22 protein-coding genes are annotated in these 22848 nt (G+C 54.6%); 11 read left to right on the forward strand and 11 right to left on the reverse strand.

Annotation, left to right across the window (positions count from 1 at the left end; all coding sequences use genetic code 11):
- The first annotated feature begins 389 nt into the window (after positions 1 to 389).
- The 6 genes from puuD (at position 390) to PYL13_RS14070 (ending at position 6448) form a co-directional block, all read left to right on the forward strand.
- Positions 390 to 1634, forward strand: a complete 1245-nt coding sequence (gene puuD, locus PYL13_RS14045; RefSeq protein ID WP_275641736.1) for a urate hydroxylase PuuD — start codon at positions 390 to 392, stop codon at positions 1632 to 1634.
- A complete protein-coding gene (gene guaD / locus PYL13_RS14050) occupies positions 1631 to 2941 on the forward strand; it encodes a guanine deaminase (RefSeq protein ID WP_275641737.1) in 1311 nt (436 codons plus the stop codon). The genes puuD and guaD overlap by 4 nt, the downstream gene beginning before the upstream one ends.
- Positions 2942 to 2998: 57 nt before the next feature.
- Positions 2999 to 3496 carry a GrpB family protein gene (locus PYL13_RS14055; protein WP_275641738.1) on the forward strand — a complete coding sequence of 166 codons (498 nt, stop codon included), beginning with the start codon at positions 2999 to 3001 and terminating at the stop codon, positions 3494 to 3496.
- A gap of 121 nt (positions 3497 to 3617) precedes the next feature.
- Positions 3618 to 4373 carry a sulfite exporter TauE/SafE family protein gene (locus tag PYL13_RS14060; RefSeq protein WP_303299111.1) on the forward strand — a complete coding sequence of 252 codons (756 nt, stop codon included), beginning with the start codon at positions 3618 to 3620 and terminating at the stop codon, positions 4371 to 4373.
- A gap of 127 nt (positions 4374 to 4500) precedes the next feature.
- Entirely contained in the window at positions 4501 to 5634 is a 1134-nt protein-coding gene (locus tag PYL13_RS14065; protein ID WP_275641740.1) for an alpha-hydroxy acid oxidase, read from the forward strand.
- 163 nt (positions 5635 to 5797) lie between these two features.
- Positions 5798 to 6448, forward strand: a complete 651-nt coding sequence (locus tag PYL13_RS14070; RefSeq protein WP_275641741.1) for a glutathione S-transferase family protein — start codon at positions 5798 to 5800, stop codon at positions 6446 to 6448.
- Between the two features lies 1 nt (position 6449).
- Here the strand turns inward: PYL13_RS14070 and PYL13_RS14075 are convergent, their stop codons facing one another.
- The 7 genes from PYL13_RS14075 to PYL13_RS14105 form a co-directional block, all read right to left on the reverse strand.
- Positions 6450 to 7190, reverse strand: coding sequence for a metallophosphoesterase family protein (locus PYL13_RS14075; RefSeq protein ID WP_275641742.1), 741 nt, complete (start codon positions 7188 to 7190; stop codon positions 6450 to 6452).
- A 6-nt stretch (positions 7191 to 7196) separates the two neighbouring features.
- Positions 7197 to 7553, reverse strand: a complete 357-nt coding sequence (gene uraH / locus PYL13_RS14080; RefSeq protein WP_275641743.1) for a hydroxyisourate hydrolase — start codon at positions 7551 to 7553, stop codon at positions 7197 to 7199.
- Entirely contained in the window at positions 7550 to 8065 is a 516-nt protein-coding gene (locus PYL13_RS14085) for an ureidoglycolate lyase (RefSeq protein WP_275641744.1), read from the reverse strand. The genes uraH and PYL13_RS14085 overlap by 4 nt, the downstream gene beginning before the upstream one ends.
- A complete protein-coding gene (gene uraD, locus PYL13_RS14090; protein WP_275641745.1) occupies positions 8066 to 8563 on the reverse strand; it encodes a 2-oxo-4-hydroxy-4-carboxy-5-ureidoimidazoline decarboxylase in 498 nt (165 codons plus the stop codon).
- Between the two features lies 1 nt (position 8564).
- A complete protein-coding gene (gene puuE / locus PYL13_RS14095) occupies positions 8565 to 9488 on the reverse strand; it encodes an allantoinase PuuE (RefSeq protein WP_275641746.1) in 924 nt (307 codons plus the stop codon).
- Positions 9489 to 9621: 133 nt separating this feature from the next.
- Complete coding sequence (locus PYL13_RS14100; RefSeq protein ID WP_275641747.1) at positions 9622 to 10365, reverse strand: DUF1045 domain-containing protein; 744 nt, start codon at positions 10363 to 10365, stop codon at positions 9622 to 9624.
- A 203-nt stretch (positions 10366 to 10568) separates the two neighbouring features.
- A complete protein-coding gene (locus tag PYL13_RS14105; protein WP_275641748.1) occupies positions 10569 to 11768 on the reverse strand; it encodes an NAD(P)/FAD-dependent oxidoreductase in 1200 nt (399 codons plus the stop codon).
- Between PYL13_RS14105 and mnmD the strand changes: the two genes are divergently transcribed.
- From mnmD to PYL13_RS26950, 3 genes are all read left to right on the forward strand, one after another.
- Positions 11767 to 12507, forward strand: a complete 741-nt coding sequence (gene mnmD / locus PYL13_RS14110; protein WP_275641749.1) for a tRNA (5-methylaminomethyl-2-thiouridine)(34)-methyltransferase MnmD — start codon at positions 11767 to 11769, stop codon at positions 12505 to 12507. The genes PYL13_RS14105 and mnmD overlap by 2 nt on opposite strands.
- Positions 12508 to 12827: 320 nt before the next feature.
- A complete protein-coding gene (locus PYL13_RS14115; RefSeq protein WP_275641750.1) occupies positions 12828 to 14021 on the forward strand; it encodes a flagellin N-terminal helical domain-containing protein in 1194 nt (397 codons plus the stop codon).
- A gap of 109 nt (positions 14022 to 14130) precedes the next feature.
- Positions 14131 to 14304: a flagellin N-terminal helical domain-containing protein gene (locus tag PYL13_RS26950; protein WP_368077684.1), complete on the forward strand. Its 174-nt coding sequence runs from the start codon at positions 14131 to 14133 to the stop codon at positions 14302 to 14304.
- A gap of 17 nt (positions 14305 to 14321) precedes the next feature.
- Here PYL13_RS26950 and PYL13_RS14120 read toward each other — a convergent pair whose 3' ends face one another.
- Complete coding sequence (locus tag PYL13_RS14120; RefSeq protein WP_275642040.1) at positions 14322 to 17969, reverse strand: response regulator; 3648 nt, start codon at positions 17967 to 17969, stop codon at positions 14322 to 14324.
- 470 nt (positions 17970 to 18439) lie between these two features.
- On the opposite strand from PYL13_RS14120, the gene PYL13_RS14125 reads away from it, so the two are divergent.
- The gene (locus tag PYL13_RS14125) at positions 18440 to 20017 is read left to right on the forward strand and encodes a DEAD/DEAH box helicase (RefSeq protein ID WP_405049372.1); all 1578 of its coding nucleotides are present in this window, start codon (positions 18440 to 18442) and stop codon (positions 20015 to 20017) included.
- A 100-nt stretch (positions 20018 to 20117) separates the two neighbouring features.
- Here PYL13_RS14125 and PYL13_RS14130 read toward each other — a convergent pair whose 3' ends face one another.
- From PYL13_RS14130 to PYL13_RS14140, 3 genes are all read right to left on the reverse strand, one after another.
- On the reverse strand, positions 20118 to 21026 hold the full coding sequence (locus PYL13_RS14130) for a DMT family transporter (RefSeq protein WP_275641751.1): 909 nt from the start codon (positions 21024 to 21026) through the stop codon (positions 20118 to 20120).
- Positions 21027 to 21191: 165 nt separating this feature from the next.
- Complete coding sequence (locus PYL13_RS14135) at positions 21192 to 21581, reverse strand: DoxX family protein (protein WP_192488325.1); 390 nt, start codon at positions 21579 to 21581, stop codon at positions 21192 to 21194.
- A 246-nt stretch (positions 21582 to 21827) separates the two neighbouring features.
- Positions 21828 to 22304, reverse strand: coding sequence for an Lrp/AsnC family transcriptional regulator (locus PYL13_RS14140; protein WP_275641752.1), 477 nt, complete (start codon positions 22302 to 22304; stop codon positions 21828 to 21830).
- Between the two features lie 122 nt (positions 22305 to 22426).
- On the opposite strand from PYL13_RS14140, the gene PYL13_RS14145 reads away from it, so the two are divergent.
- Positions 22427 to 22846 carry a DUF2000 domain-containing protein gene (locus tag PYL13_RS14145; RefSeq protein WP_250982027.1) on the forward strand — a complete coding sequence of 140 codons (420 nt, stop codon included), beginning with the start codon at positions 22427 to 22429 and terminating at the stop codon, positions 22844 to 22846.
- The last annotated feature ends 2 nt before the right edge of the window (positions 22847 to 22848 follow it).

The raw sequence follows: 22848 nt of genomic DNA on the forward strand, positions 1-22848 counted from the left end.
ATGCACTGGCATATCTGCAAATCCCTCCCCTTGCCCCACCCCCGACCCAAGGATATGCAGCATTGCGATTTCGGAAAACCGCCACGCGAACCGTGAGAGCGCCGTGCGTCCTTTGGATCGCACAAGACACTCTGACTTTCTGCACAACGCATCATGCTCTCACGGAAATCGGCGCCGCGCGGCGTGTTGCGTGCAACAGATTTTAGCTGAGTCGTGGGTAGTCGGCTAACGGCATTTGCGCAAAACAAAATCCGCCGCCATGCAAATTTGCAAGAGCAGATAAAGCTTGCGTGGAGAATGAGAACAATCCGTCGTTCGCACCGGCTTTTCTCTTTTCAGAGACTGTTTTTTTTCGCAATGTGCAATGCAATAAGCATAAGGGGAACTGCATGTACGAATACGCCATTGCCTGGGAATGGATGGCCTTCGCCGTCCGTTGGGTGCACGTCATCACCGCCATTGCCTGGATCGGCTCATCATTTTATTTCATCGCGCTGGATCTGGGCCTGGTACAACGCGCCCATCTGCCACCGGGTGCCTATGGCGAGGAATGGCAGGTGCATGGCGGCGGTTTCTACCACATCCAGAAATATCTGGTCGCACCGGCCCAGATGCCCGAGCACCTGACCTGGTTCAAGTGGGAAAGCTACGCCACCTGGGTCACCGGTTTTGCCATGCTGTGCGTGGTTTATTATGGTGGCGCAGACCTGTTCCTGATTGACCGCACAGTCATGGACCTTTCGCCCGTTCAGGCCATCTGTCTTTCCATCGCATCCCTGGCCATTGGCTGGATGTTTTATGATCTTCTGTGCAAATCCCCGATTGGAAACAACACCTGGGGCCTGATGATCGTGCTTTACATTGCACTGGTCGCCATGGCCTGGGGTTACACGCAGGTCTTTACCGGCCGTGCCGCCTTTCTGCATCTGGGTGCGTTTACCGCCACCATCATGTCGGCCAATGTGTTCATGATCATCATTCCCAACCAGAAGATCGTGGTTGCGGACCTGATTGGCGGACGCACGCCAGACCCGAAATACGGGCGCATTGCCAAGCAGCGGTCTTTGCACAACAACTACCTGACCCTGCCCGTCATCTTCTTCATGTTGTCCAACCACTATCCGCTAGCCTTTGCCACGACCTATAACTGGATTATCGCGGCGCTGGTGTTCCTGATGGGCGTCACCATTCGCCACTGGTTCAACACCACCCATGCTCGCAAAGGCAAACCGACATGGACATGGCTGGCAACAGCGGTGATCTTCATCATCATCATGTGGCTTTCAACCGTGCCGAAGGTTCTGACCGGCGAGGAAGAAACCACATCCTCGCTGACACCCGTGCAACAGATGTTTGCGAGTGACGTCCATTTTGCGTCGGCGCGCGATATCGTGCAGGGACGCTGTTCCATGTGCCATGCCGCCGAGCCGGTTTGGGAAGGCATCAGTTTCACACCAAAGAACGTCAAGCTGGAATCGGATGCGGATATCGCCGCCCATGCCCGAGAGATCTATATTCAGGCAGGCCGCAGCCATGCTATGCCGCCCGGCAACATCACGGATATAACGCCCGAAGAACGCAAGGTGCTGACCGCCTGGTATGAGAGCGCCTTGTCACAAGGAAAAACAGAATGAGCATGCTTCTGCTGCGCGGTCGTCTTTTGAGTTTTCGCCGCGCACCACACTCCATCGATGACACGGCAAGTTATCTTTACATCGAAGACGGCGGCCTGCTGATTGATGATGGCAAGATTGTCGCGATTGGCGACTATAGCGACATCAAGAAATCCGCGCCCGAAGATGTGGCAGAAAAAGACCATCGTCCGTACCTTATCGTGCCCGGCCTTATCGACCTGCACCTGCATTTCCCGCAAATGCAGGTCATCGGCTCCTACGCCGCCAATCTGCTGGAATGGCTGAATAGCTACACCTTCCCGGAGGAATGCCGTTTCGTGGAAAGCGCACATGCGCAGCGTATTGCCACGCATTTCTACGATGAGCTGCTGCGCCACGGCACCACCACGGCTGCCGCCTATTGTTCGGTACACAAGACCTCAGCTGACGCCTATTTCGCAGAAGCCATGAAGCGCAACATGCTGATGGTTGGCGGCAAGGTGATGATGGACCGCAACGCACCGCAGGGTCTGCTCGACACACCTGAAGTGTCCTACGATGAAACCAGAGCGGTTATCGCAGACTGGCACGGCAAGGGCCGCAACCACGTCGCCATCACCCCACGTTTCGCCATCACCTCCACCCCCCAGCAAATGCAGGCGGCACAGGCGCTGGCGCAGGAATTTCCTGATCTGTTCATCCAGACCCACCTGTCGGAAAACCTGGAAGAGATCAAATACACCTGCGAACTTTATCCAGAGGCGACCGACTATACCGACATCTACGTGCGCTATGGCCTGATGCGCGATACCACCCTTTTGGGTCACGCCATCCACCTGTCGGAACGGGAAGCGGATGTATTGTCGGAAACCGGCGCAGTTGCCGTTCATTGCCCGACCTCAAACCTGTTTATCGGTTCCGGCCTGTTCCCGATGAAGAAGCTGCAGCGTCGTGAAAAGCCTGTTCGTATTGCCGTTGCCACAGATATTGGCGGCGGATCCAGCTACTCCATGCTGCGCACCATGGATGAGGCCTATAAAATCCAGCAGCTGCTGGGTGAACGTCTGAACCCGCTGGAAAGCTGGTTCCTGATGACGCTTGGCAATGCGCAGGCACTGTCGATGGTAGATCGCATCGGTACACTGGATGTTGGCACCGACGCCGACATCACGGTGCTCAACGCATCCTCGACGCCTGCCATGGCGTTGAAAATGGAAGTAGTCAACAGCCTGACCGAAGAACTGTTCCTGATGTTGACCATGGGCGATGACCGCACCGTCAGCGAAACCTATGTTGCTGGCAAGGCGATGAAATCGACATTGGCCTGAAGACCATCACGCTGTAACCTCATGCATGCGATACAGTCTGCATGAGGAACGGCCGTCATGGCACTGACCAGCAAAATCACAGCCTATGACCCGAATTGGCCCTGCCTGTACCAATCAGAGGCACTACGCCTGCGACAGGCATTTGGTCCCGCCCTTCTGGAAATTCACCACATCGGCAGCACCGCCGTTACTGGCCTTGCCGCAAAACCGGAAATCGACATCCTCATTCTCGTCCATACCAACGATGTGGCTGAGAACATGACGACAGCACTTGTTGATCTCGGTTACCGGCGTGGCGGAGATCTGTCCGCTGGTCACAGCTTTTTCAAGCGGGATGTGGATGGTGTCAGAACTCATAAGCTGCATCTCTGCCTTGCTGGACACGAAAAGGCTATTGAGATGCTCAAATTCCGCGATCATTTGCGGCAAGACAGCGAGGCGCGTGATGCCTATGGTCGCCTGAAACTGCAGCTTGAACAGGAAAACACCAAAGGGATCGCAGAATATCTGCGGGGCAAGGAGCCCTATATCCAGCGCATCGTTGCCGGGCTTTAGACCAGACACATGACGTTAATGTGGAAGAGGATACATCGGCCGTCACCGTAACATCAGGTGGGATACCCGGTTATAAAAAGCCATAAACCGCCACTCACCGCACCGGATGCTCATGCCTGAAATGACAGCTGACTTATCTTTCGCCGCAATCGCCTTCATCACGCTCACCTTCTTTCTGGCCGGCATCGTCAAGGGCGTGACCGGCATGGGTCTGCCAACCGTTGCCATGGGTGTGCTTGGGCTGTTCATGCCACCGGTTGCGGCGGCAAGCCTGCTCATCCTGCCTTCCTTCGTCACCAACATCTGGCAGCTGCTGGCCGGACCGTCCTTCATCGCCTTGTTGAAACGGCTGTGGACCATGATGCTGGCCATCATTATCGGCACATTGCTGGGCGCTTCTTTCATGGCAGGCAATTCAGGCGTCTGGGCAACGGCGGCTCTCGGCGTCGCGCTCGCTTCTTATGCAGCCTACACGCTGTTGGCCCCACCATTTTCCGTGCCTGAAAAAATCGAGGCCTGGTTGTCACCGATCATCGGTCTGTTGACCGGTCTGATGACAGGTGCAACCGGCGTTTTCGTTATTCCGGCCGTTCCCTATATTCAGGCACTCGGTTTTGACCGGGAAAATCTGGTTCAGGCCCTTGGCCTCTCTTTCACCGTCTCCACCATTGCGCTGGCCATCGGCCTCGGCTCCCAGAGCGTTTTCCAGCTGCAGGAACTGGCAACCTCGACAGTGGCTGTTGCGCCCGCTCTTCTTGGCATGTGGGCAGGCCAGATCGTGCGCCGCGCAGTCAGTCCTGCCACCTTCAAACGATGGTTCCTGATCTGCCTATTGCTGCTTGGTTTGCAGCTTGCCCTGCGGCCATTAATGGGTTGAACAGGCACCATCGAGCGGTACTTTTAAAGTGCCGCACAATCCGTTGAATCGACTCTGCTTTACCGTGGCAGTTTCGGCAAAGCATGCTAGTCATGGACGCTGAATTTGAACTGTGAAGGCATCATCCATGAGCAAACCACTCGAAATCGCGGACCTGAAAAAGCTGGCGAAAAAGCGCGTGCCAAAAATGTTTTTCGACTATGCCGATAGCGGCGCATGGACGGAAAGCACCTACCGCGCCAACGAAGATGACTTTGCCAAGATCAAGCTGCGTCAGCGCGTTCTGGTGGACATGAGCGATCGGTCGCTGGAAAGCGAAATGATCGGTCAGAAAGTGGCCATGCCCGTTGCACTATCCCCCACCGGCCTCACCGGCATGCAGCATGCCGATGGTGAAATGCTGGCAGCACAGGCGGCCGAAGAATTCGGCGTTCCGTTCACCTTGTCCACCATGAGCATCTGCTCGATCGAGGATGTCGCATCCGTCACCAAGAAACCTTTCTGGTTTCAGCTCTATGTGATGAATGATAGTGACTTCGTTCATAATCTGATTGACCGGGCCAAGGCCGCCAAGTGCTCGGCTCTGGTGCTGACGCTTGACCTGCAAATCCTCGGTCAGCGTCACAAAGACATTCGCAACGGTCTGTCTGCTCCACCGAAATTCACACCCAAACATATCTGGCAGATGGCCACGCGCCCGGCATGGTGCCTTGGCATGCTTGGCACCCAGCGTCGTACCTTCGGCAACATCGTTGGCCATGCCAAAAGCGTGACCGATCTGAAATCTCTTTCAGCCTGGACCACGGAACAGTTCGATCCGCGCCTGTCTTGGAAGGACGTCGAATGGATCAAGGAACGTTGGGGTGGTAAGCTCATTCTCAAGGGCATCCTCGATGAGGAAGATGCACGCGCCGCTGCCGGTTCCGGCGCAGATGCGATCATCGTTTCCAACCATGGCGGTCGCCAGCTTGACGGCGCACATTCATCCATCGCCATGCTGCCCAAAATCGTCGAAGCTGTCGGTGACAAAATCGAAGTGCATATGGATGGTGGCGTTCGCTCTGGACAGGATGTGCTGAAAGCCCTCGCACTCGGTGCAAAGGGCACCTATATCGGCCGCCCGTTCCTTTACGGCCTCGGCGCCGGTGGCAAACAGGGCGTTACCACCGCACTTGAGATCATTGCCAAGGAAATGGATATCACCATGGCGCTGTGCGGCAAACGCCGTATCGTCGACGTCGGCCCCGATATCTTGGCTTGAGCGCAGAATAACCAATACGGGCAGCAACAACCTGCAGCCCGTCTTCGGCGGACCATCCAGGGCATAACACGCAGTCGACCTCACAAAACAGACTCGAACCAATTGGCATCAAAACTCGTGTAGCTGATCATCCAGCCTTAGAGGCAGCTGATGGGGGACCGTCATGACTATCACCATTACCGCTTTTGAAAACTCTCCCGATGGCGGCAAGGGCATGGCGCGAGACATGCGGGTGCGCTGGGCCCTTGAAGAGGTTGAGCAACCCTATGACGTTCGGCTTTTGTCGTTCAAGGCCCTGAAAGAGCCGGCGCATCTTGAGCTGCAGCCCTTCGGACAAATCCCGACCTATCAGGAAGATGACCTCACCCTGTTTGATTCAGGCGCAATCGTTTTTCATATCGCCGACCACCACCCCGGGCTGCTACCGAAAGATGACAATGCTAAGGCCCGTGCCATTACTTGGATGTTTACGGCAGTCAGCACCATGGAACCGCCGATGCTGGAGCGCGAAGTCGCCCGGTTTCTCGAGGGAGAGAAAAGTTGGCATGATGAACGTATGCCGCTGATCGACAACCGGATCCGCAAACGACTAAGCGAGCTTTCCGTCAGATTCGGCCAATCGCAATGGCTCGAAGACACATTTACGGCCGGTGATCTTCTGATGATATCGGTGCTGCTGCGAACTCGCTCGTCAGGCATATTGGCCGAATTTCCCAATCTTCTGGCCTATGTCGAGCGGGGAGAAAAACGCCCCGCCTACCAGCGCGCCTTAGCGGCGCAACTCGCAGTATTTAATGCGGGTCTGAAAGGATAAATTACTTCACCCAACCGCCGGTCAGGGCATTGGCAAAGCTGTCCATTCCCTTGTTGCGGGCGAGTTCGGCCATGGCAAGGTTGTCATAGCGCACCTGACGGAAGGTGGGCTGCCAGCCGCGTGAGGTCTTTTCGAGAACCGCGTAGCTTGCAAACGGTGTCGCCGTTTCCACCGTGTGAAAAACTGGTTTGTCGTCCGTGTAACCGGGGCAACCAACACTACCGGGGTTAACGATCAAACGCCCGTCGGAAAGCTGCACAGAGCGTGGAATATGAGTGTGGCCACACAGGATCAAAGGTTGCTCGATCCCTTCTGCCAGAGCCTCGATTTCGGCAAGCGGACGCAGATGCATGATGCCCTCTGCACTGACCGTTTCCAGCCAGTACTGATTGTCATCTTTCGGCGAGCCGTGGCAGCAGAACACCTCGTCCTTGTAGACCATGCTGAATTGTAGCGTCTGCAACCAGTCGAAATGTTCCGGTGACAACTGCTGATACGCCGGTCTTTCCCAGTCGCCCATGTCTTCATAGGCACGGTCAATCAGTGCACGGTCGTGATTGCCGCGCACGGTCGGTACCCAGTTCTTGAGCAGGAGATCGGCTGTCCAGCCAGCCTCCAGCGGCCCGCTGAAACAATCCCCGAGATTAACGACATCCTCAATGCCGAGCTTTTCTATATCCGCCAGCACCGCTTCCAGCGCGGCGCAGTTTCCATGAATATCGGCGATCGCAGCGAAGATCATGAGTGGTCAACTTCCCCGATAAGTCGAATAGCTGAAGGGTGAGAGCAACAGAGGAACATGATAATGTCCCTCTGTATCAGCAATGCCAAAACGGATCGGAATAATGTCGAGAAACGCGGGTTCCGGCAATGTAATGCCCTTGCCACGTAGATAATCCCCGGCATGAAACACCAGTTCATATTGTCCGACTTGAAAACTGTCGCCAATCAGCAAAGGTCCGCCATCGACGCGGCCGTCATTATTGGTGAGCACGCTTTTAAGCTTGGTTCGGCCTTCCCCGTCCAGCCGGTAGAGGTCGATTTTCAAACCTTCTGCCGGAGTGCCATGGGCAGCATCAAGAACATGGGTCGTAAGACCGGTCATAACGTTGGCTCCGCAATGATATAGGGCGACTCGAAAAAATACTCTTCCAGATTGTTGCCCGGACCTTCCCGGTCGGCAACCAGAAAATCACTGACGACATCCAGTGCCATTAACGGATGATGCCAGACATTGCGTCGATAATTCACGCCCTGATCAGCCCGGGCGAGAAAAACCCTGGGCCTGCCCGGCTTGCCGTCCTCATCTTCCGAGACCACGACCAGAAAGGGACGCCCGGAAAGGGGCGAGAAACTCTGGCTACCAAGCGGGTGCCGTTCCATCATATCAATGCCGTATGGAAAGGCGCGTGGCTGGCCACGAAACAGGTTGATGACAACCCGCGCGCCCTCACCTGCGGCCTCTGGCACGAACAGAGCATGGTGGCGTTCTGTGGTGCCGCCATTGATTATCCTGACGGATGATGGGGTGGCCTCGATCACCTCACCAAACGGCGCAAATGCCGCGCTGCTCAAGGGCTCGATGTCGAGACGTTCACCTTTGATCTGCGTGGTCATTCAGGTCTCCGGCAGCATGGATGTCAAACGAAGCAAGGCAATTTTCTCAACCTGTGCGGTTGCAGTCGCAAACTCCGTGTCATGATCATTGCTGATGCGCGTCTCGAATGCCGCGAGAATGTCGTGTCGGTTCAGACCCTTCACCGCGATAATGAAGGGAAACCCATGACTGCTTACATAGGCCGCATTCAACTCGGTAAAACGGGCATGCTCCTCCGGCGTCAAACGGTCGAGCCCGGCACCGGCCTGCTCATTACGACTGTCATCCGTCAGCTTGCCCGCGATGGCCAGCTTGCCGGCAAGATCGGGATGGGCGCGCAGAACTCCAAGCCGCTCTTCCTGTGAAGCAGTTCGGAACATGGCGACGAGCGCGCCGTGCACACCCGGCGCAGTCAACGGCTCGACAATAGATCCGGCATCATAGGCCCGTTCGGCAATGAAAGGGGAATGCTCAAATACACCGCCAAAGCGGCTGACGATATCCTCACGTGATACCATCTCAAACCGCCCCGGGCTTATGGTGTTCATGCCAGTGACGGGCAATGTCGATACGCTGCGGTATCCATACCTTTTCGTGTCCGAGCACATATTCGATGAAACGGCGCAACGCAGCCGCACGGCCCGGACGACCGACAAGGCGACAATGCAGGCCAACGCTCAGCATCTTCGGCGCACCTTCCTGCCCTTCCTGATAAAGCACGTCGAATGCGTCTTTCAGATAGGTGAAGAACTGGTCGCCCGAGTTGAAACCCTGGGGCGTAGCAAAGCGCATGTCATTGGTTTCAAGTGTGTAGGGAATAATCAGGAACGGATCGTCCTTCGCGCCCCTCACCCAATAGGGCAGATCATCGGCGTAAGAGTCCGAGGAATAAAGGAAACCGCCCTCTTCCATCACCAGCTTCAAGGTGTTGTCGGACGGTTTGCCCTGGTACATGCCATAGGGACGCTCACCGGTCAGTTCAGTGTGAACACGCACCGCCTCGACAATGTGCTGGCGCTCTTCTTCTTCTGAAAAATCCTTGTACTCAAGCCAGCGGTAGCCATGGCTGGCAATCTCCCAACCGGCCTCTTTCATCGCGGCAACAGCGTCCCGATTGCGGGCCATGGCAGAGGTTACGCCATAAACTGTGGTCGTTACTCCAAGACTGGTAAACATGCGCCACAGGCGCCAGAAACCGGCACGCGAGCCGTATTCATAGATCGATTCCATATTTAGATTGCGCTGACCAGCCCATGGCTGCGCACCAACGATTTCCGACAGCAGCGACTCAGATGCCTTGTCATTATCGAGAATGCAGCTTTCCCCGCCTTCTTCGTAATTGATGACGAACTGAACTGCTATTTTGGCCCCACCGGGCCATTTCGGATCGAAACCGTTACGACCGTAACCAATCAAATCACGCGGGTAATTATCGGATATCATTCACTCACCTTCCGCAAATCTCGCAGAACGGTAACATTCACATTGGGAAAGTCGAGATGAATAATGTCCTCATCCCGATCTCTTTTTGCATGAGATCAGGACGCGTGGGGATCAATGAAAACGGCGGGGCTCATCAGGCAGGCTGCATCACGTCAGAAGCAGGTTCTTTGCGTGCCACACGCCTGGCAGAAACCCGGCCCATGGGATGAAGCGAATGCACGCGGAACGGCGCACCCGGTTCATCCTCCACAAACAGCGCAAGATTGTTGAAGCTCAGCTTGCGTGACAAATGCGGCTCAAACACCACGCGTACGGCATGTTCAACCCGCACGAAATCAGATTGCGACACACTTCCGGTCAACGGCATCTGAAAGCGGAAATCCTCCATCACATAGGGATGACCCCAGCGATGCAGATTGGTCAGCTGCGCTGCCGACAACTGGTCAGGGTCGGCACGATCAACTTCCGCATCGCTCAGCGGGGCGCGGTAACGGTCAAATGCCTGCACGACACTTGCTGCCAGGAAACCCAGCTTGTCGCATGGCCATGATGGAATAAGGCTGAACACCGAACCGATGCGGGCAATTTCAAGCGGTGGCAGTTCGAATGGCTGCTGCAAACCGGCAAAGCACATCAACTCGCGCAGCAACATAGCTTCAGTAACATCATCGTTTAGCCGGAACGGCGCCTTGACCAGACCATGAAAACCATAACGTCGCGGCAAAGCCGTGTGATAAGAAATTTCCTGCATACCAAGACCGGTCGCAGGCGGCGGATCGACACTCTCACCGGAATAGACATCACGGCCAAGCCAGGCCGCAGCAACCGCCGTCAACGGATCGTTGGGGGTCGGAGTGAAATGAATGGCGTATCGCATGCGTCGTCACCTCGCTCCACTGGCGATTTGCTCAGACCTCGCTTCAACACGCCGCCGCATTCAATATCCATTGAATGCCAAATGCCGCTACATGCATTGAACCGAAGCATCGTACTCTCTGAAAATCGTGGCTCGACTTTCAGGCCGATGATTTAGCGATAGGTGATTTGCATGACAGATTAACGACGCGAAACGCCTGAAAATCATGAAGACTTTGTGGCCACGGCAATGTGACTTTCAAGCAAGAAGCTTTGCGGTAGCTTTGGCTCAATGCCTTGCACGACCGAAAGAGCAGCATCCGCCAACCGGTGTGCCAGTCCAAAACTGACTTTGAAGCCGCCGGTCAAGGCGACAAGACGCGGGTGCTCTGGCAGGCTACCGACCATTGGATCACGGTCAATCGCCTTGGGCCGCAGCCCGGCCCACCGCTCCACCACCTCAGCATTCCCCAAAGCAGGAACAAGGTTCCGGGCTTTCTCTATGAACACGTCGAGTTGGGCATCGGTTGTGAATGGTTCTGAAAAACTCTCCTCGCTGGTGCTGCCAACCGCTACCATGCCATCATCATGCGGCACGACATAAAGGCCCCCAAGAAACAGCACCGGCATTGCGGGGTCAATATCGGCCTTCATCAGTGCAGATTGCCCTTTGACCGGCTGACCAAGTGGCGCTGCACCCACCAAATTCAGGCTTTGCTGAAGCAGCGGGAATGATTGACAACCGGCAGAGACGATGACATGGCCGAATGATACGGTTTCACCAGTTGATAATGTGGCTTGTGCCCGATCAGGATCGAGAGAACTGACGCCAACCCCTTCAACCACAGTCACGTTTTGTGCGGTTTTGAGAAATGCAGAGAGCGCCCGTCCCATGGACCGCGGCGACATGCGTGCAGCAAGCGTGTCATGAACAAATCCACCCGCCATTGACGCATCTGCCAGATAACCCGCAACCGGTGGCGCATCCAGAACATGCCAGTGGAACTGACGCCCATCCCGCATCCAATTCGTTTTGGCATCCTGCTCATGACGCAGCGCGATGTCGCGCAAATGCGGTTTGGGCAGAGGAATGATGCGTCCGCAACGGCGATACCCGGCCGAAAACCCGGTCGCAGCCTCCAGCTCGGCGATCTCGGCTTCCAACGCTACCAGCGCATCAAACTGGAATTGCTTTTTCTCTGACCATCTGTCCGGCATATGAGCCATGAGAGCGCCAATAAGGCCACCGCTGGCGCCCTGCCCCAAAAGATTCTGCTCAACCAGTAATGTCTTGAGACCAAGTCGCTCTGCTTTTACCGCAGCCCACAGCCCCATAACGCCGCCACCGACGATCAAAAGGTCGACAGAGGAAGGAGAGGAATGAGATTGACCCGCAGCACTGGCCAGATTATCGGCTTTATTCATGACACATCCAGACGAAAGCACACCGGCCAACCAGAGCCAACCGCAGGATAACACACCAACCACGCTCGATTGGCGCGAGGGCGATATGCCCTATTCGCTTGCCTTTGGCGACCACTTTTATTGCCAGACCGATGGCCGCCTCGAATGCGGGCATGTGTTTCTGTCTGGTAACGGACTACCGGAGCGCTGGCAAACAGCAACCGATACCTTCCGCATCGGCGAGCTTGGTTTCGGCACAGCGCTTAATCTTTGCGAGACCTGGCGACAGTGGAAACAGACGCGCCCGACAGGCGGCCAACTACATTTCGTGTCCTTCGAGCTTTATCCAATGAAGGCAGAGGAAATTGACCGCGCCCTTTCCCGTTGGCCGGAAGTCGATGAAGAACGGAACGCTCTGGTCAAGTTGTGGCCGGAGGAACCGCAAGGTCATGTCGATCTGCAACTGGATGAACAAACTCGCCTGACCGTGGTCTGTGGTGTGGCTTTTGACGGCATTCAGGCCAGCCCACACATGTTCAACGCCTGGTACCTGGATGGTTTTGCACCCGCCCGCAATCCGGACATGTGGTCGATTGAAATCATGACCGCATTATTCGACAAAACGGCGGAAGGCGGCAGTTTCGCCACCTACGCCGCAGCCGGTTTCGTACGCCGCAATCTCATTGCCGCTGGCTTTGATCTGGAACGGCGTAAAGGTTTTGCTGGAAAACGTGAAATGCTGTGCGGAACCAAGCCATAACCACAACACGTCCAGGTTTACTTTTGAGCTGATATCGGTCGCGATCTGTATAATGGTGCTGATCGCCGCCTGATTGCATTTGATCTCTGTTGTTCAAGCCGCCAGCCATGACAAATAAATACAGGCGTTAACGGCTATACGGTAGAACTTTCTATACAAGAAACATATAAATTTATTTTATTTCAATTACTTAAGAAAATCTCATTTATAGTATCTCGATTTGCAAAACGTCAAGAACAAAGCCGTTGGTTAACGTATTGTTTATAATATCCGCATAATTTTAAGCATAATTTCTTCCGCTATTTCTCTCGGAAATTGTTATGACGTCGATATTGACCAACATCGCTGCACAATCAGCCCTTGCGACATTACGCACGATCAATTCGCAAATGCAGAATACGCAAGAAGCGGTTTCGAGCGGCCTTCGGGTCGGTGAAGCAAAAGACAATGCCGCCTATTGGTCAATCGCCACAACCATGCGCTCAGACAATGGTGCCATGAGCGCAGTTGAAGATGCCCTCGGTCTGGGTGCCGCAAAAATCGACACGGCCTATTCCGGCGTTGAAGCGGCCATCGATGTGGTGAAGGAAATCAAGAAAAAGCTGGTGACCGCAACGGAAGCATCAGTCGACAAAGCAAAAGTCCAGGACGAAATCTCCCAGCTTCAGGACCAGCTAAAGGCAATTGCTGACGCGGCATCCTTCTCCGGTGAAAACCTGTTGAAAGCCACTTTCGTAGGATCGCTTGGGGTAACGCTTGGATCGAACTATTACTTTGGCGCCTTTTCGGTGAAAGATACCAAGACCATCGTCACAAGTTTCGTGCGTGACTCCAACAGCAACGTATCCGTTAAATCAGCGGACGTTGTGCAGACATCCGAAGACATTCTGTTTGGTAACCACACAACAGGCCCGGCATGGGGTTTGCTTGATCGAGACCTGGCATATGACGGGCTCATATACGAAGAAGGCAACCAGGGCTGGATTCTCAAGACATTCCATTACGATCCAAACTGGACTGTCACCGACAACGGCCTGCATACAGACGGTACGAATTTCTATACCCGTTATGATGGCCTGTTCGTAAAAGCTGTCGATGGCGGTGGTGTTATCGACAAAGGTAGCACTACGATCTCGATCATGCACAGTGGGAACGGTAGCATTACCACCTTTGACATCACCAAGTTGGAAGATTACCGCGACGACATGTTCGGCGCTGACGCTGATCCAAACCTGGTTCTGGACGTCTTCATTTCCTACGCAGACAGACAGTTGGCCAAAATGGCCAATGTGGCTTCGTCTCTGGGATCTCTGTCGAAACGGATCGAACTGCAATCAGACTTTGCCGCGAAATTATCCGATGCAATCGACAGCGGCATTGGTCGCCTGGTGGATGCAGACATGAACGAAGAGTCCACTCGCTTAAAGGCACTGCAAACTCAGCAGCAGCTCGGTATTCAGGCTCTATCGATTGCCAATACCCAGCCGGACAGTGTCACGCAGCTGTTCAGATAATCACTCAGAAACTTATGCCGGTCCACAACCGGCTTAAGTTTTTTAATCTTAGAATGAGCTATGAACGTCGATATTGATCGATATCGCGGCGCGGTCGGATTTTCCAATCTTGCGGACCATCAATTCCCAAATGCAGAATACGCAAGCACAGATCTCAAGCGGTCGTCGTTTCAAACCAGTTCAAGACAATGCGGCGTACTGGTCTATCGCGACCACAATGGGTTCCAACGATGACGCTATCACCGAGGCTGTAGACGCACTTGGTTTAGGTACGCCAAAGTAGACACCGTGGCTGAGGTTTTAGATCGCTCCAGCCCGCGGGATAGCATTTTCACCCAGCCACTGCTTTAGTTTGGCTTCTAGCAACTCAGGACTGATTGGTTTGGAAACATAATCATCCATGCCAACCTCAAGGCAGCGTTCTCGATCGCTTTCCTGTGCATGCGCCGTCACCCCAACAATCGGCACATGCCGCCCATCACCAGCCTCTTCTTCGCGCTCACGAATAAGCTGCGTGGCCTGATGGCCGTTCATAACGGGCATGGAGACGTCCATCAGGATCACAGCCGGATTATGCTCCTCCCACGCCGCCACGGCCTTTTTGCCATTATTGACAATCTGGAACCGCAAACCGGTCCCCTGCAGGATTTGTGAAAACACAATCTGGTTGACATCATTGTCTTCAGCCACAAGCACATCGAGAGTGGAGGCAACGACCGGCCGAACAACCTTCGTCACCGGCTTACGTGTCTCCGGCTTCGACAAGACAGGCGCCGCAGGTGCATCTGTGACTGCTTCCTGGCGTCTCGTCAGCATGCGTCCACGCCGTTGCAGGCGCGATGCACGCACGATTTCGCCAAGGGTGGAGCGCAGCAGCTTGGCGCGGGCCGGCTTCATCAGATGTGCCTGAACATTCATATCGTTCAGCAGACTGTCATCACCAACCACCATATCCATAGAGGTCAGGAAAACGATGCCCATATCCTGCAAACGGTCGTCCGAACGGATTTGCCGAGCGACATCGATGCCGTTCATAACGGGCATGTGATAGTCAAGGATGACAGTATCGATGATGAAGCCAAGTTCGGCGGCCTGCTGAATGATTGCCAGACCAGCTGCACCACTTTCAGCGGCATAGCTGTCGTACCCCCATTGCGACAACTGTTCGCTGAGGATCTGGCGGTTGATTTCATTGTCGTCGATCACCAACACGCGTGCACCGCCAAGATCACCGGCCGGAAGCGTTATGGTTTTGTTGCCGCGCAGTGCTGCCGCCTCAAGCGGCAACTTGATGGTAAACAGCGTCCCCTGCCCGACAGCACTTTCGACGTTGATCGATCCTGCGAAAATACCGACCAGACCAACGGTAATAGCAAGACCAAGTCCGGTGCCTTCGTGTCTTCTGGTGGACGAAGAATCCACCTGGCTGAACTTGTCGAAAATCGACGCCAGCTTGTCGGCGGGAATACCGATGCCGGTGTCCTGAACCTTAATGGTCAGCAGAACCTCACCCGCCTCCAGCGTCTGTTCGGCAAGCTCGATCAACACGTAACCAGTTTCGGTGAATTTGACGGCATTGCCAACCAGATTGGTAATGATCTGCCGAAAACGGCCGGCATCACTTACCACCATGTGCTGCACGGAAGGATCAATGCGGATGGCAAGCTCGATGTCTTTTTCCGACGCCGTGGATGACAACAGCGAGGCAACATCCTCAACCGCTTCAACTGGATCGAAAAGCACCTTGCGTAACTTCATCTGACCGGCATCGATCTTGGAGAAATCGAGGATGTCGTTGATGATTGTCAGCAGCGCATTGCCGGATTTGACGATGACATCGGTAAAGGTTTTCTGGCGGGAATCGAGATCGGATTTGGCAAGCAACTCCGCCATGCCAAGCACACCGTTCATCGGCGTACGGATCTCATGGCTCATATTGGCCAGGAACTCGGACTTGGCGCGGTCAGCGGCTTCCGCTCTCTGCACCAACCGCTCTAGCTCGGCCTCACGGCGCTTCATCTCCGTCACATCGGTTACGGTGATGACCCAGTAACCGGTGGAACTGATCGTCGCTTCGAGATTAAACCAACTGTTGTTGGCACGTTGGAACAGCCATGTAAACGGCTTTGCATTGGTAACATTGTCCCGCCAGGTGGCAAGCGTTGCGGACGCCTCCTCCGGACCGCCGAAATCGCCCCGTTGCGCACAGAAGGCAAACATGTCCGCCCAGTCCTGACCCGGCTCGAAATAGCTGGTCGGTACATCGAGCATGCGAGGCAACGCATCATTGGAGGTTATGATAACGCCATTCTCGATCAGCAAAAGACCCTGCGCCATGGCGCGGGTGGCTTCCTGCATATATTCACCGACACGTGCCAGCTCGGCCCTCGCCAGGCTGATTTCATTGTCGCGCTCACGCACGCTCGTCACGTCGGTATAAGTGATCAAAACCTTACCGCCGGCAATACGGGCAGCCGAGATAACCGTGACCTTGCCAGACACGCTGCGCATTTCCAGCGGCTCAAACTGATCCGGTACTTGCAAACGTGCGATACGGTTGGAGTAGACCTCATCAAAGGACTTACTGCCGTAATCGTAAATCTCTTCCCTGAAGGTCATCTGCAGAAAATCACGGTAGCTCATACCAACCAGATCGACTGTGGCACGGGTATCCAGTGTCTGGTAAAAGGACTTGTTGGCGTATTCAATGACCAGTTCCGGGCCAAGCAACAGAACACCAACAGGCAGAGAGGCAAGAATGCCTTCCAGTTCTGCATGCAGGGCTTCGGTCTCTTTTTGCGCCTGCACGACCCGCGTTTCTCGGTCTTTCAGCACAGAAACATCAGTGATGGAGCCAACCAGATAACGTTCGTCATCGGGCGTCACAATCCGGCCAAGACGGGTGATGACCGGTACGGCATGACCTTCGCTATGGAAGGAAATACTTTCTTCCTTCTGCAAGGCGGTTCCGCTTAACAGAACCTCTTCATCCTCCTTGCGAAATGCCTCACGCATTTCCGGGAACATGTCTTCCGCAGTCTGACCGATGAACCTGCGGCGGTCACCGCCCAGCAGACGCTCATAGGCAGCATTGATGAAGGTCAAGCGACGGTCACTGTCGCGAAGGAATACCGGAACCGGCAATTCTTCCAGAGCTTCGCGATAGAGCCAAGTTTCGCGGATGTGGCGGCTGAGCAAAACCTCATGCGCCTTGAACTCAGTCACATCGACGCGCAGACACACCAGCAAACCGCTTTCGAGCCGTTTGTTGACCTGACGCAACCAACTGCCATCACACAACTGCTCAGTGGATTCGAAATAAGGCAGATTGTATTTTTCGAGCCGATCGTTCAGCCAGGCACGCCGGGCAGCCGGATCTCGGCTGACACCCTCTTCACCGTTATTGGCGGCATGGTCATAGATAGCGCCCTGCACTTCCGAGAGGCGCATGCCTGGTTTCAATTCCAGATCGATCATCCGATAGAAATCAGACAGCCGAGCATTGTGATACAGCAGACGGTTTTCTCGGCTGTAAATGCAAATGCCGACATCGATCAGGTCAAGAACACCGCTGCCGACCAGAATTTCAGCTTCATGCCGCCCAAGCGTTTCCAACTCGAAAGCAGGCATGTTCTCAAACACTTCGTAGAGGAACATGGCACCGTCATCGGCGATGAAACGTTCACAACGAATGGCGTGACGGCCGAGCGAAACTGCACCTTGGCAGGCCGCTATTTCTTCTGTCGCGAAAACCAGAGAACGACGTTCCTTATCCTCGCGATCGATATCGCTTGGATTACCCGACAGTTCGTATGTTCCCTTTCCGGGAAAGTCCTGAGGAGGTCTGCCGATAAAACGGGCGTAAGACTCATTGACGGCAACGTAGCGCAATTCGCTGTCTTTGATGCACGCAGGAAGATCCAGGTCGCGGATCCCTTCACACGCCATCGCCAGCAATTCGCCGTTAGTGCTCACCAATAGGCCCTCGTTCGGTCACTACAATCACAACCAGCCTTATTCCATCGAATCAATCCCACACGGATCGCGCAATTCCATTGAATCTATGGATTGATATGCAGGATGGCCAGAACCAGCAGCTGGATAAACAGATTAAATTTAATAAAAATGTATATAACTGAAAATATGTTCAAAGGGTAAAGTAGTCCCTGAGAATAGGTCTCGGATAGCGTATCCAGAAACAATTGCTTGACTTTTGGTCTTGAAGAGCCCAAATGCACACTGCTTTCACCTTCCGGCAGCCGCGTGAGCTGCATGACGCATACGATTTAAGCGCAGGAAGGAAAAGCGCAGATAGCAAGCAGATGGTCTTCGTGACCGCACTTAACGCGCAGAAAGTCATTCCAACCCACAAGTTCCCAATTCACGCGGGGTTCTTGACGCCAAGACAACCGGACAGCATGGGCTGTTCCGGCGACAGCGTTTTGGCGCCCCGAAAGGTTATCTTATTGACCAGTTTTAACGAACTCGGCCTATCCGAAAAGCTCGTGGCTGCTGTTACCCAGCTCGGCTACACCACTCCGACCCCAATTCAGGCAAAAGCAATACCACTGCTGCTGGAAGGTCGCGACATGATCGGTCTTGCACAGACCGGCACCGGAAAAACGGCAGCTTTTGGTCTGCCAATCATCGAAATGCTGCAGAAGCATGCGGATCGTCCGGCAAATCGTACAACCCGCACCCTCATCCTCGCGCCAACCCGCGAACTGGTAAACCAGATCGGTGAAAGCCTGCGCTCCTTCGTGCGTAAGACCCCGCTGCGCATCAACCAAGTTGTTGGCGGTGCATCGATCAACAAACAGCAGCTGCAGCTCGAAAAGGGCACTGACATTCTGGTGGCAACACCGGGCCGCCTGCTCGATCTCATTGCACGCAACGCAATCAGCCTGTCCAAGGTAACCCACCTCGTTCTCGATGAAGCTGACCAGATGCTGGACCTTGGCTTCATTCACGACCTGCGCAAGATTTCGCGTATGGTTCCGTCGAAGCGGCACACACTGCTGTTTTCGGCAACCATGCCAAAGGCAATTGCCGATCTGGCTGGCGCCTATCTGACCAACCCGGTCACCGTTGAAGTCACACCTCCCGGCAAGGCTGCCGACAAGGTGGAACAGTATGTTCACTTCGTTGCCGGCAAGAACGACAAGACCGAACTTCTCAAGAAGTCGCTCAACGAAAACCCCGATGGCCGCGCTATCGTGTTCCTTCGCACCAAGCATGGCGCTGAAAAGCTGTCCAAGCATCTGGAGCATATTGGATTCAAGGTTGCCTCCATTCACGGCAACAAGAGCCAAGGCCAGCGTGAACGTGCGTTGAAGGGCTTCAAGGACGGCGAAGTCAAGGTTCTCGTCGCAACCGACGTTGCCGCTCGCGGCATCGACATTCCAGCCGTTACCCACGTCTTCAACTACGACCTGCCTGAAGTACCGGATGCATACGTTCACCGTATTGGCCGTACGGCTCGTGCTGGTCGCGACGGTATTGCAATCGCCTTCTGCGCACCGGACGAAACCCGTTTGCTGCGGGACATCGAACGCCTGATGAACATTGATATCACTGTTGCATCTGGCGAACGGCCTCAGGTTCTTGCGAGCCCGACTCGTGGCGACAATCGCAACCGCAATAATGGCGGTCCGCGCCGTCAGGGTGGCGCAGAACGCGGCCATGGCGAGCGTAATGATCGTGGTCATCGCGAAGGCGGTGCTCAGCGCAACGGCGGACGTCGTAACGGCGATTTCCGCGGACAGCGCGCTGGAGAATTCACTCCTGCAGAGCGCGACAACGATCTGGAAGTCACGTCCGATTTCAAGCGCGTAAAGCAGGTAGAAGGTGAAACCGGCAGACCCGGTGGTCCTTCCAAGAAGCGCGTCAACCGTCCGGCCCGCAAGCCAGGCGCAAATCGTCATTCTCCAGCCGGCGGCAACGCTGGTGAAAAGCGCGCCTCCGGCAATGGTGGCAACCGCGGTCGCACTCGCTAATTAATCCCATCGTGGGGCGTCTTTCGTGACAGACCCTGCCATTGGATTTGAGTAGTTTAATAGCCCGGCAGGTGCCTCACCTGCCGGGCTTTTCTTGTTTTCAAGCCTCTTGAGCGGGACGAGGCTGGCGTTTGGGCAATGTCATCGCAATCACCCCGACTAGTACGCACACCATACCAATCCATGCCTCAGCCGTTGGCATTTCTCCCAGAAAGATCATGCCAACCACAACACCAACTGGCACACGCAAATAAGCCTGAGACGTTGCACCAACGGAGCCAAGCGTCTGCATCAGCCGAAAATAGATGATAAAGGCGAGAGCAGTGGAAAACACCGACAGCCCCAGCAATGCCAGAATGGAATGCAATGAGGGATGCAAGGTCCATGGGTGATCAACGGCAATACTGAGCGGCACCAGTATCACCGCGCCACAGATAAGAGAACCTGCGGCTGGTATCATCGGATCAAAACCTTTGAACCCCTTGCCGAAAATGGCTGCAGCGCCATAACACATGGTCGCAACAATCACCGCCAGCTGCGCCCACAACGCGTCCCCCAGCCCGGAAAGCGCCTGCACGCCGATGATCAGGCAGGTTCCCGTCATACCGACAATGATACCGAACAGTTTGCGTCCGGTGACAATTTCGTGTCGCGTGACGAAAGCCGTCAACAGCAGCGTGAAGATTGGCGTTGTCGAATTGAGGATAACGGCGAGGCCCGCATCAATGGTCTGTTCAGCCCAGGCAATCAGCGTAAAGGGAATGGCGCTGTTAAGGCAGGCCTGAATAATGAACCTTCGCCAAACGGCCCTGTCCTTTGGTAGACGCACACCACGCAGATAAAGGACAGCAAGAAGAACCATGCCGGCAATCAAAGTTCTGGCGGCGATCAGAGTAACCGGCGGTATTGTCTCCACCCCGATCTTGATAAACGTATAGGAAGCGCCCCAGAATGTGGACAACAAGGCCAGAAGTGCGAGCTCTCGAAGAAGACTGTTTTTATTGATCACAACCGATTCCCTGTCTGAATGAATGCCATCCTTCTAGGGCCAAGCGCAGACGTGATGTTTCGGCGCTCACCGAAGTTTCGAAAAAAATCCGGATACGAAAAACCCGCATGGAAAACCATGCGGGCCTGTTGTCAAACCGCTGCAAGCGATGCCGTTTAAGGCAGGTCAGCCGCGCCGTTCATCCAGGGAGAAGGCACCGGGACCCGACAGGGCCATGTAAAGAAACACAAAGCAGAAAAGGATTGCCGCATCGCCACCATTCAACGCCGGGAAAAAGCTCGATGGAGCATGGGCCATGAAGTAGGCGACAGCCATCTGACCGGACAGAATGAAAGCAACGGGACGTGTGAAAAGCCCGACCAAAATCAGAATACCGCCAACCAGTTCAAGAAGTGCTGCAACCATCAAAAGCGGAGGTAGCGAACCTTCCATCTGGGAGGCGGGAAAGCCGAATAGTTTCTGTGTACCATGCTGAATGAACAGCAGCGCAACGATAATGCGAAGAGCAGCAAGGCCATAAGGCCGGTATTTGGAGAGATTGTCGAAGATTGCCATGAAGGATGCCCCTGTTGGATTTATTTCCGCTCGATAGCTCTTCGTAAACCCGTCGCGAAGACACATCTCGAACACCGGAATTCACATTTTCGGCATTTCCAAAGTCAGTCCAAGGGCCAAAAAGCCCTTATTCCACAAGTAGTTGAAAGCGAGCCGTGTTTGGTGGCCGAATCGCGAAATTACAACCTCGACACGTGAAGCAATATTAGCAAAGCCGGATTGTTTACCAACGCATTTTTGATGATTTTATACGCAATCCAGTGGAAAACCATTAAATGCCTTTATCTCTTTCAGCACAAATGTCGTCTGCATTTCCTTGATTCGCGGAAGGCGGCGAACAACAGACATGGCAAAATCTGCATAGCTATCCAGATCGGGCGCTACAACCTGCAACAGGAAATCCGCATCACCCGCGATACTGTAGCAGGCAACCACTTCCTTCAGGGCAGACACTTGTTGCGAAAAATCCTCCGCCTCTGCTTCACTGTGACTGTCGATCTTCACACGAATGAACGCCAGAACACCAAGCCCGACCTGCTTGCGGTCCAGTCTTGCGCCATACCCCTGGATAACGCCGGTTTCTTCGAGATTACGAACCCGCCTCCAACAGGGTGAGGTCGACAGTCCTACGGCGTCCGACAGCGCCTGATTGGTCATGCGACCATCCTGCTGCAAATGATTGAGGATGTGCACATCCTCCGCCTCAAGTCGCTTAATCGACATAAACCACCTCATAAATCCGCTCATTGGGTAGAGCCTACCAAATTAGGCTTGATCTTGGCAATAATAGGTATGATCTACCTGGTAAAACCGCCTATTTTCCTCGCAGCACAATGAGGAAAACCATGACAACCGAGCTTCACACCGCCATCATCGTCAACCCTGCCCTGCCGGCTGGCCTGATTGCCAATACCGTCGGCGCCATCGGCATCGGCATTGGCGCCAAACGCCCGCAATTGGGCGGCGACCGACTGACAGATAGGCATCAGCGGACAATCGACATAAGCTCCAACAAGCCTGTCCCTATTTTGCAGGCAGATGCAGAAACCATCCGCAATATCATGCTGAAGATCATTGCATCAGGTACGGAGGAAATCGTGACAGTGCCGTTCCCGGCATTCGCCAGGGCCCTGCACAACTATCAAGATTATCAGCAAACGTTCCCTGACCGTGACCTGTCGCAGGAAACGATAGACGGACTGGGACTGGCCGGACCAACCAAACTGGTGAAGTCGCTGACCGGCGCTCTCAAACTGTTGCGCTGACC

It is taken from the genome of Agrobacterium sp. Azo12, assembly GCF_029193765.2.
Taxonomy (GTDB): Bacteria; Pseudomonadota; Alphaproteobacteria; order Rhizobiales; family Rhizobiaceae; genus Agrobacterium.

Bases quoted from the DNA above. Each gene is read 5' to 3' on its own strand.
- puuE (WP_275641746.1), bottom strand. From the start codon at position 9,488: ATGATATCCGATAATTACCCGCGTGATTTGATTGGTTACGGTCGTAAC.
- guaD (WP_275641737.1), top strand. From the start codon at position 1,631: ATGAGCATGCTTCTGCTGCGCGGTCGTCTTTTGAGTTTTCGCCGCGCA.
- PYL13_RS14105 (WP_275641748.1), bottom strand. From the start codon at position 11,768: ATGAATAAAGCCGATAATCTGGCCAGTGCTGCGGGTCAATCTCATTCC.
- PYL13_RS14065 (WP_275641740.1), top strand. From the start codon at position 4,501: ATGAGCAAACCACTCGAAATCGCGGACCTGAAAAAGCTGGCGAAAAAG.
- PYL13_RS14140 (WP_275641752.1), bottom strand. From the start codon at position 22,304: ATGTCGATTAAGCGACTTGAGGCGGAGGATGTGCACATCCTCAATCAT.
- puuD (WP_275641736.1), top strand. From the start codon at position 390: ATGTACGAATACGCCATTGCCTGGGAATGGATGGCCTTCGCCGTCCGT.
- PYL13_RS14135 (WP_192488325.1), bottom strand. From the start codon at position 21,581: ATGGCAATCTTCGACAATCTCTCCAAATACCGGCCTTATGGCCTTGCT.
- uraD (WP_275641745.1), bottom strand. From the start codon at position 8,563: ATGGTATCACGTGAGGATATCGTCAGCCGCTTTGGCGGTGTATTTGAG.
- PYL13_RS14055 (WP_275641738.1), top strand. From the start codon at position 2,999: ATGGCACTGACCAGCAAAATCACAGCCTATGACCCGAATTGGCCCTGC.
- PYL13_RS14075 (WP_275641742.1), bottom strand. From the start codon at position 7,190: ATGATCTTCGCTGCGATCGCCGATATTCATGGAAACTGCGCCGCGCTG.
- PYL13_RS14085 (WP_275641744.1), bottom strand. From the start codon at position 8,065: ATGACCACGCAGATCAAAGGTGAACGTCTCGACATCGAGCCCTTGAGC.
- mnmD (WP_275641749.1), top strand. From the start codon at position 11,767: ATGACACATCCAGACGAAAGCACACCGGCCAACCAGAGCCAACCGCAG.
- PYL13_RS14145 (WP_250982027.1), top strand. From the start codon at position 22,427: ATGACAACCGAGCTTCACACCGCCATCATCGTCAACCCTGCCCTGCCG.
- PYL13_RS14100 (WP_275641747.1), bottom strand. From the start codon at position 10,365: ATGCGATACGCCATTCATTTCACTCCGACCCCCAACGATCCGTTGACG.
- uraH (WP_275641743.1), bottom strand. From the start codon at position 7,553: ATGACCGGTCTTACGACCCATGTTCTTGATGCTGCCCATGGCACTCCG.
- PYL13_RS14115 (WP_275641750.1), top strand. From the start codon at position 12,828: ATGACGTCGATATTGACCAACATCGCTGCACAATCAGCCCTTGCGACA.
- PYL13_RS14070 (WP_275641741.1), top strand. From the start codon at position 5,798: ATGACTATCACCATTACCGCTTTTGAAAACTCTCCCGATGGCGGCAAG.
- PYL13_RS14125 (WP_405049372.1), top strand. From the start codon at position 18,440: ATGGGCTGTTCCGGCGACAGCGTTTTGGCGCCCCGAAAGGTTATCTTA.
- PYL13_RS14120 (WP_275642040.1), bottom strand. From the start codon at position 17,969: ATGGCGTGTGAAGGGATCCGCGACCTGGATCTTCCTGCGTGCATCAAA.
- PYL13_RS14060 (WP_303299111.1), top strand. From the start codon at position 3,618: ATGACAGCTGACTTATCTTTCGCCGCAATCGCCTTCATCACGCTCACC.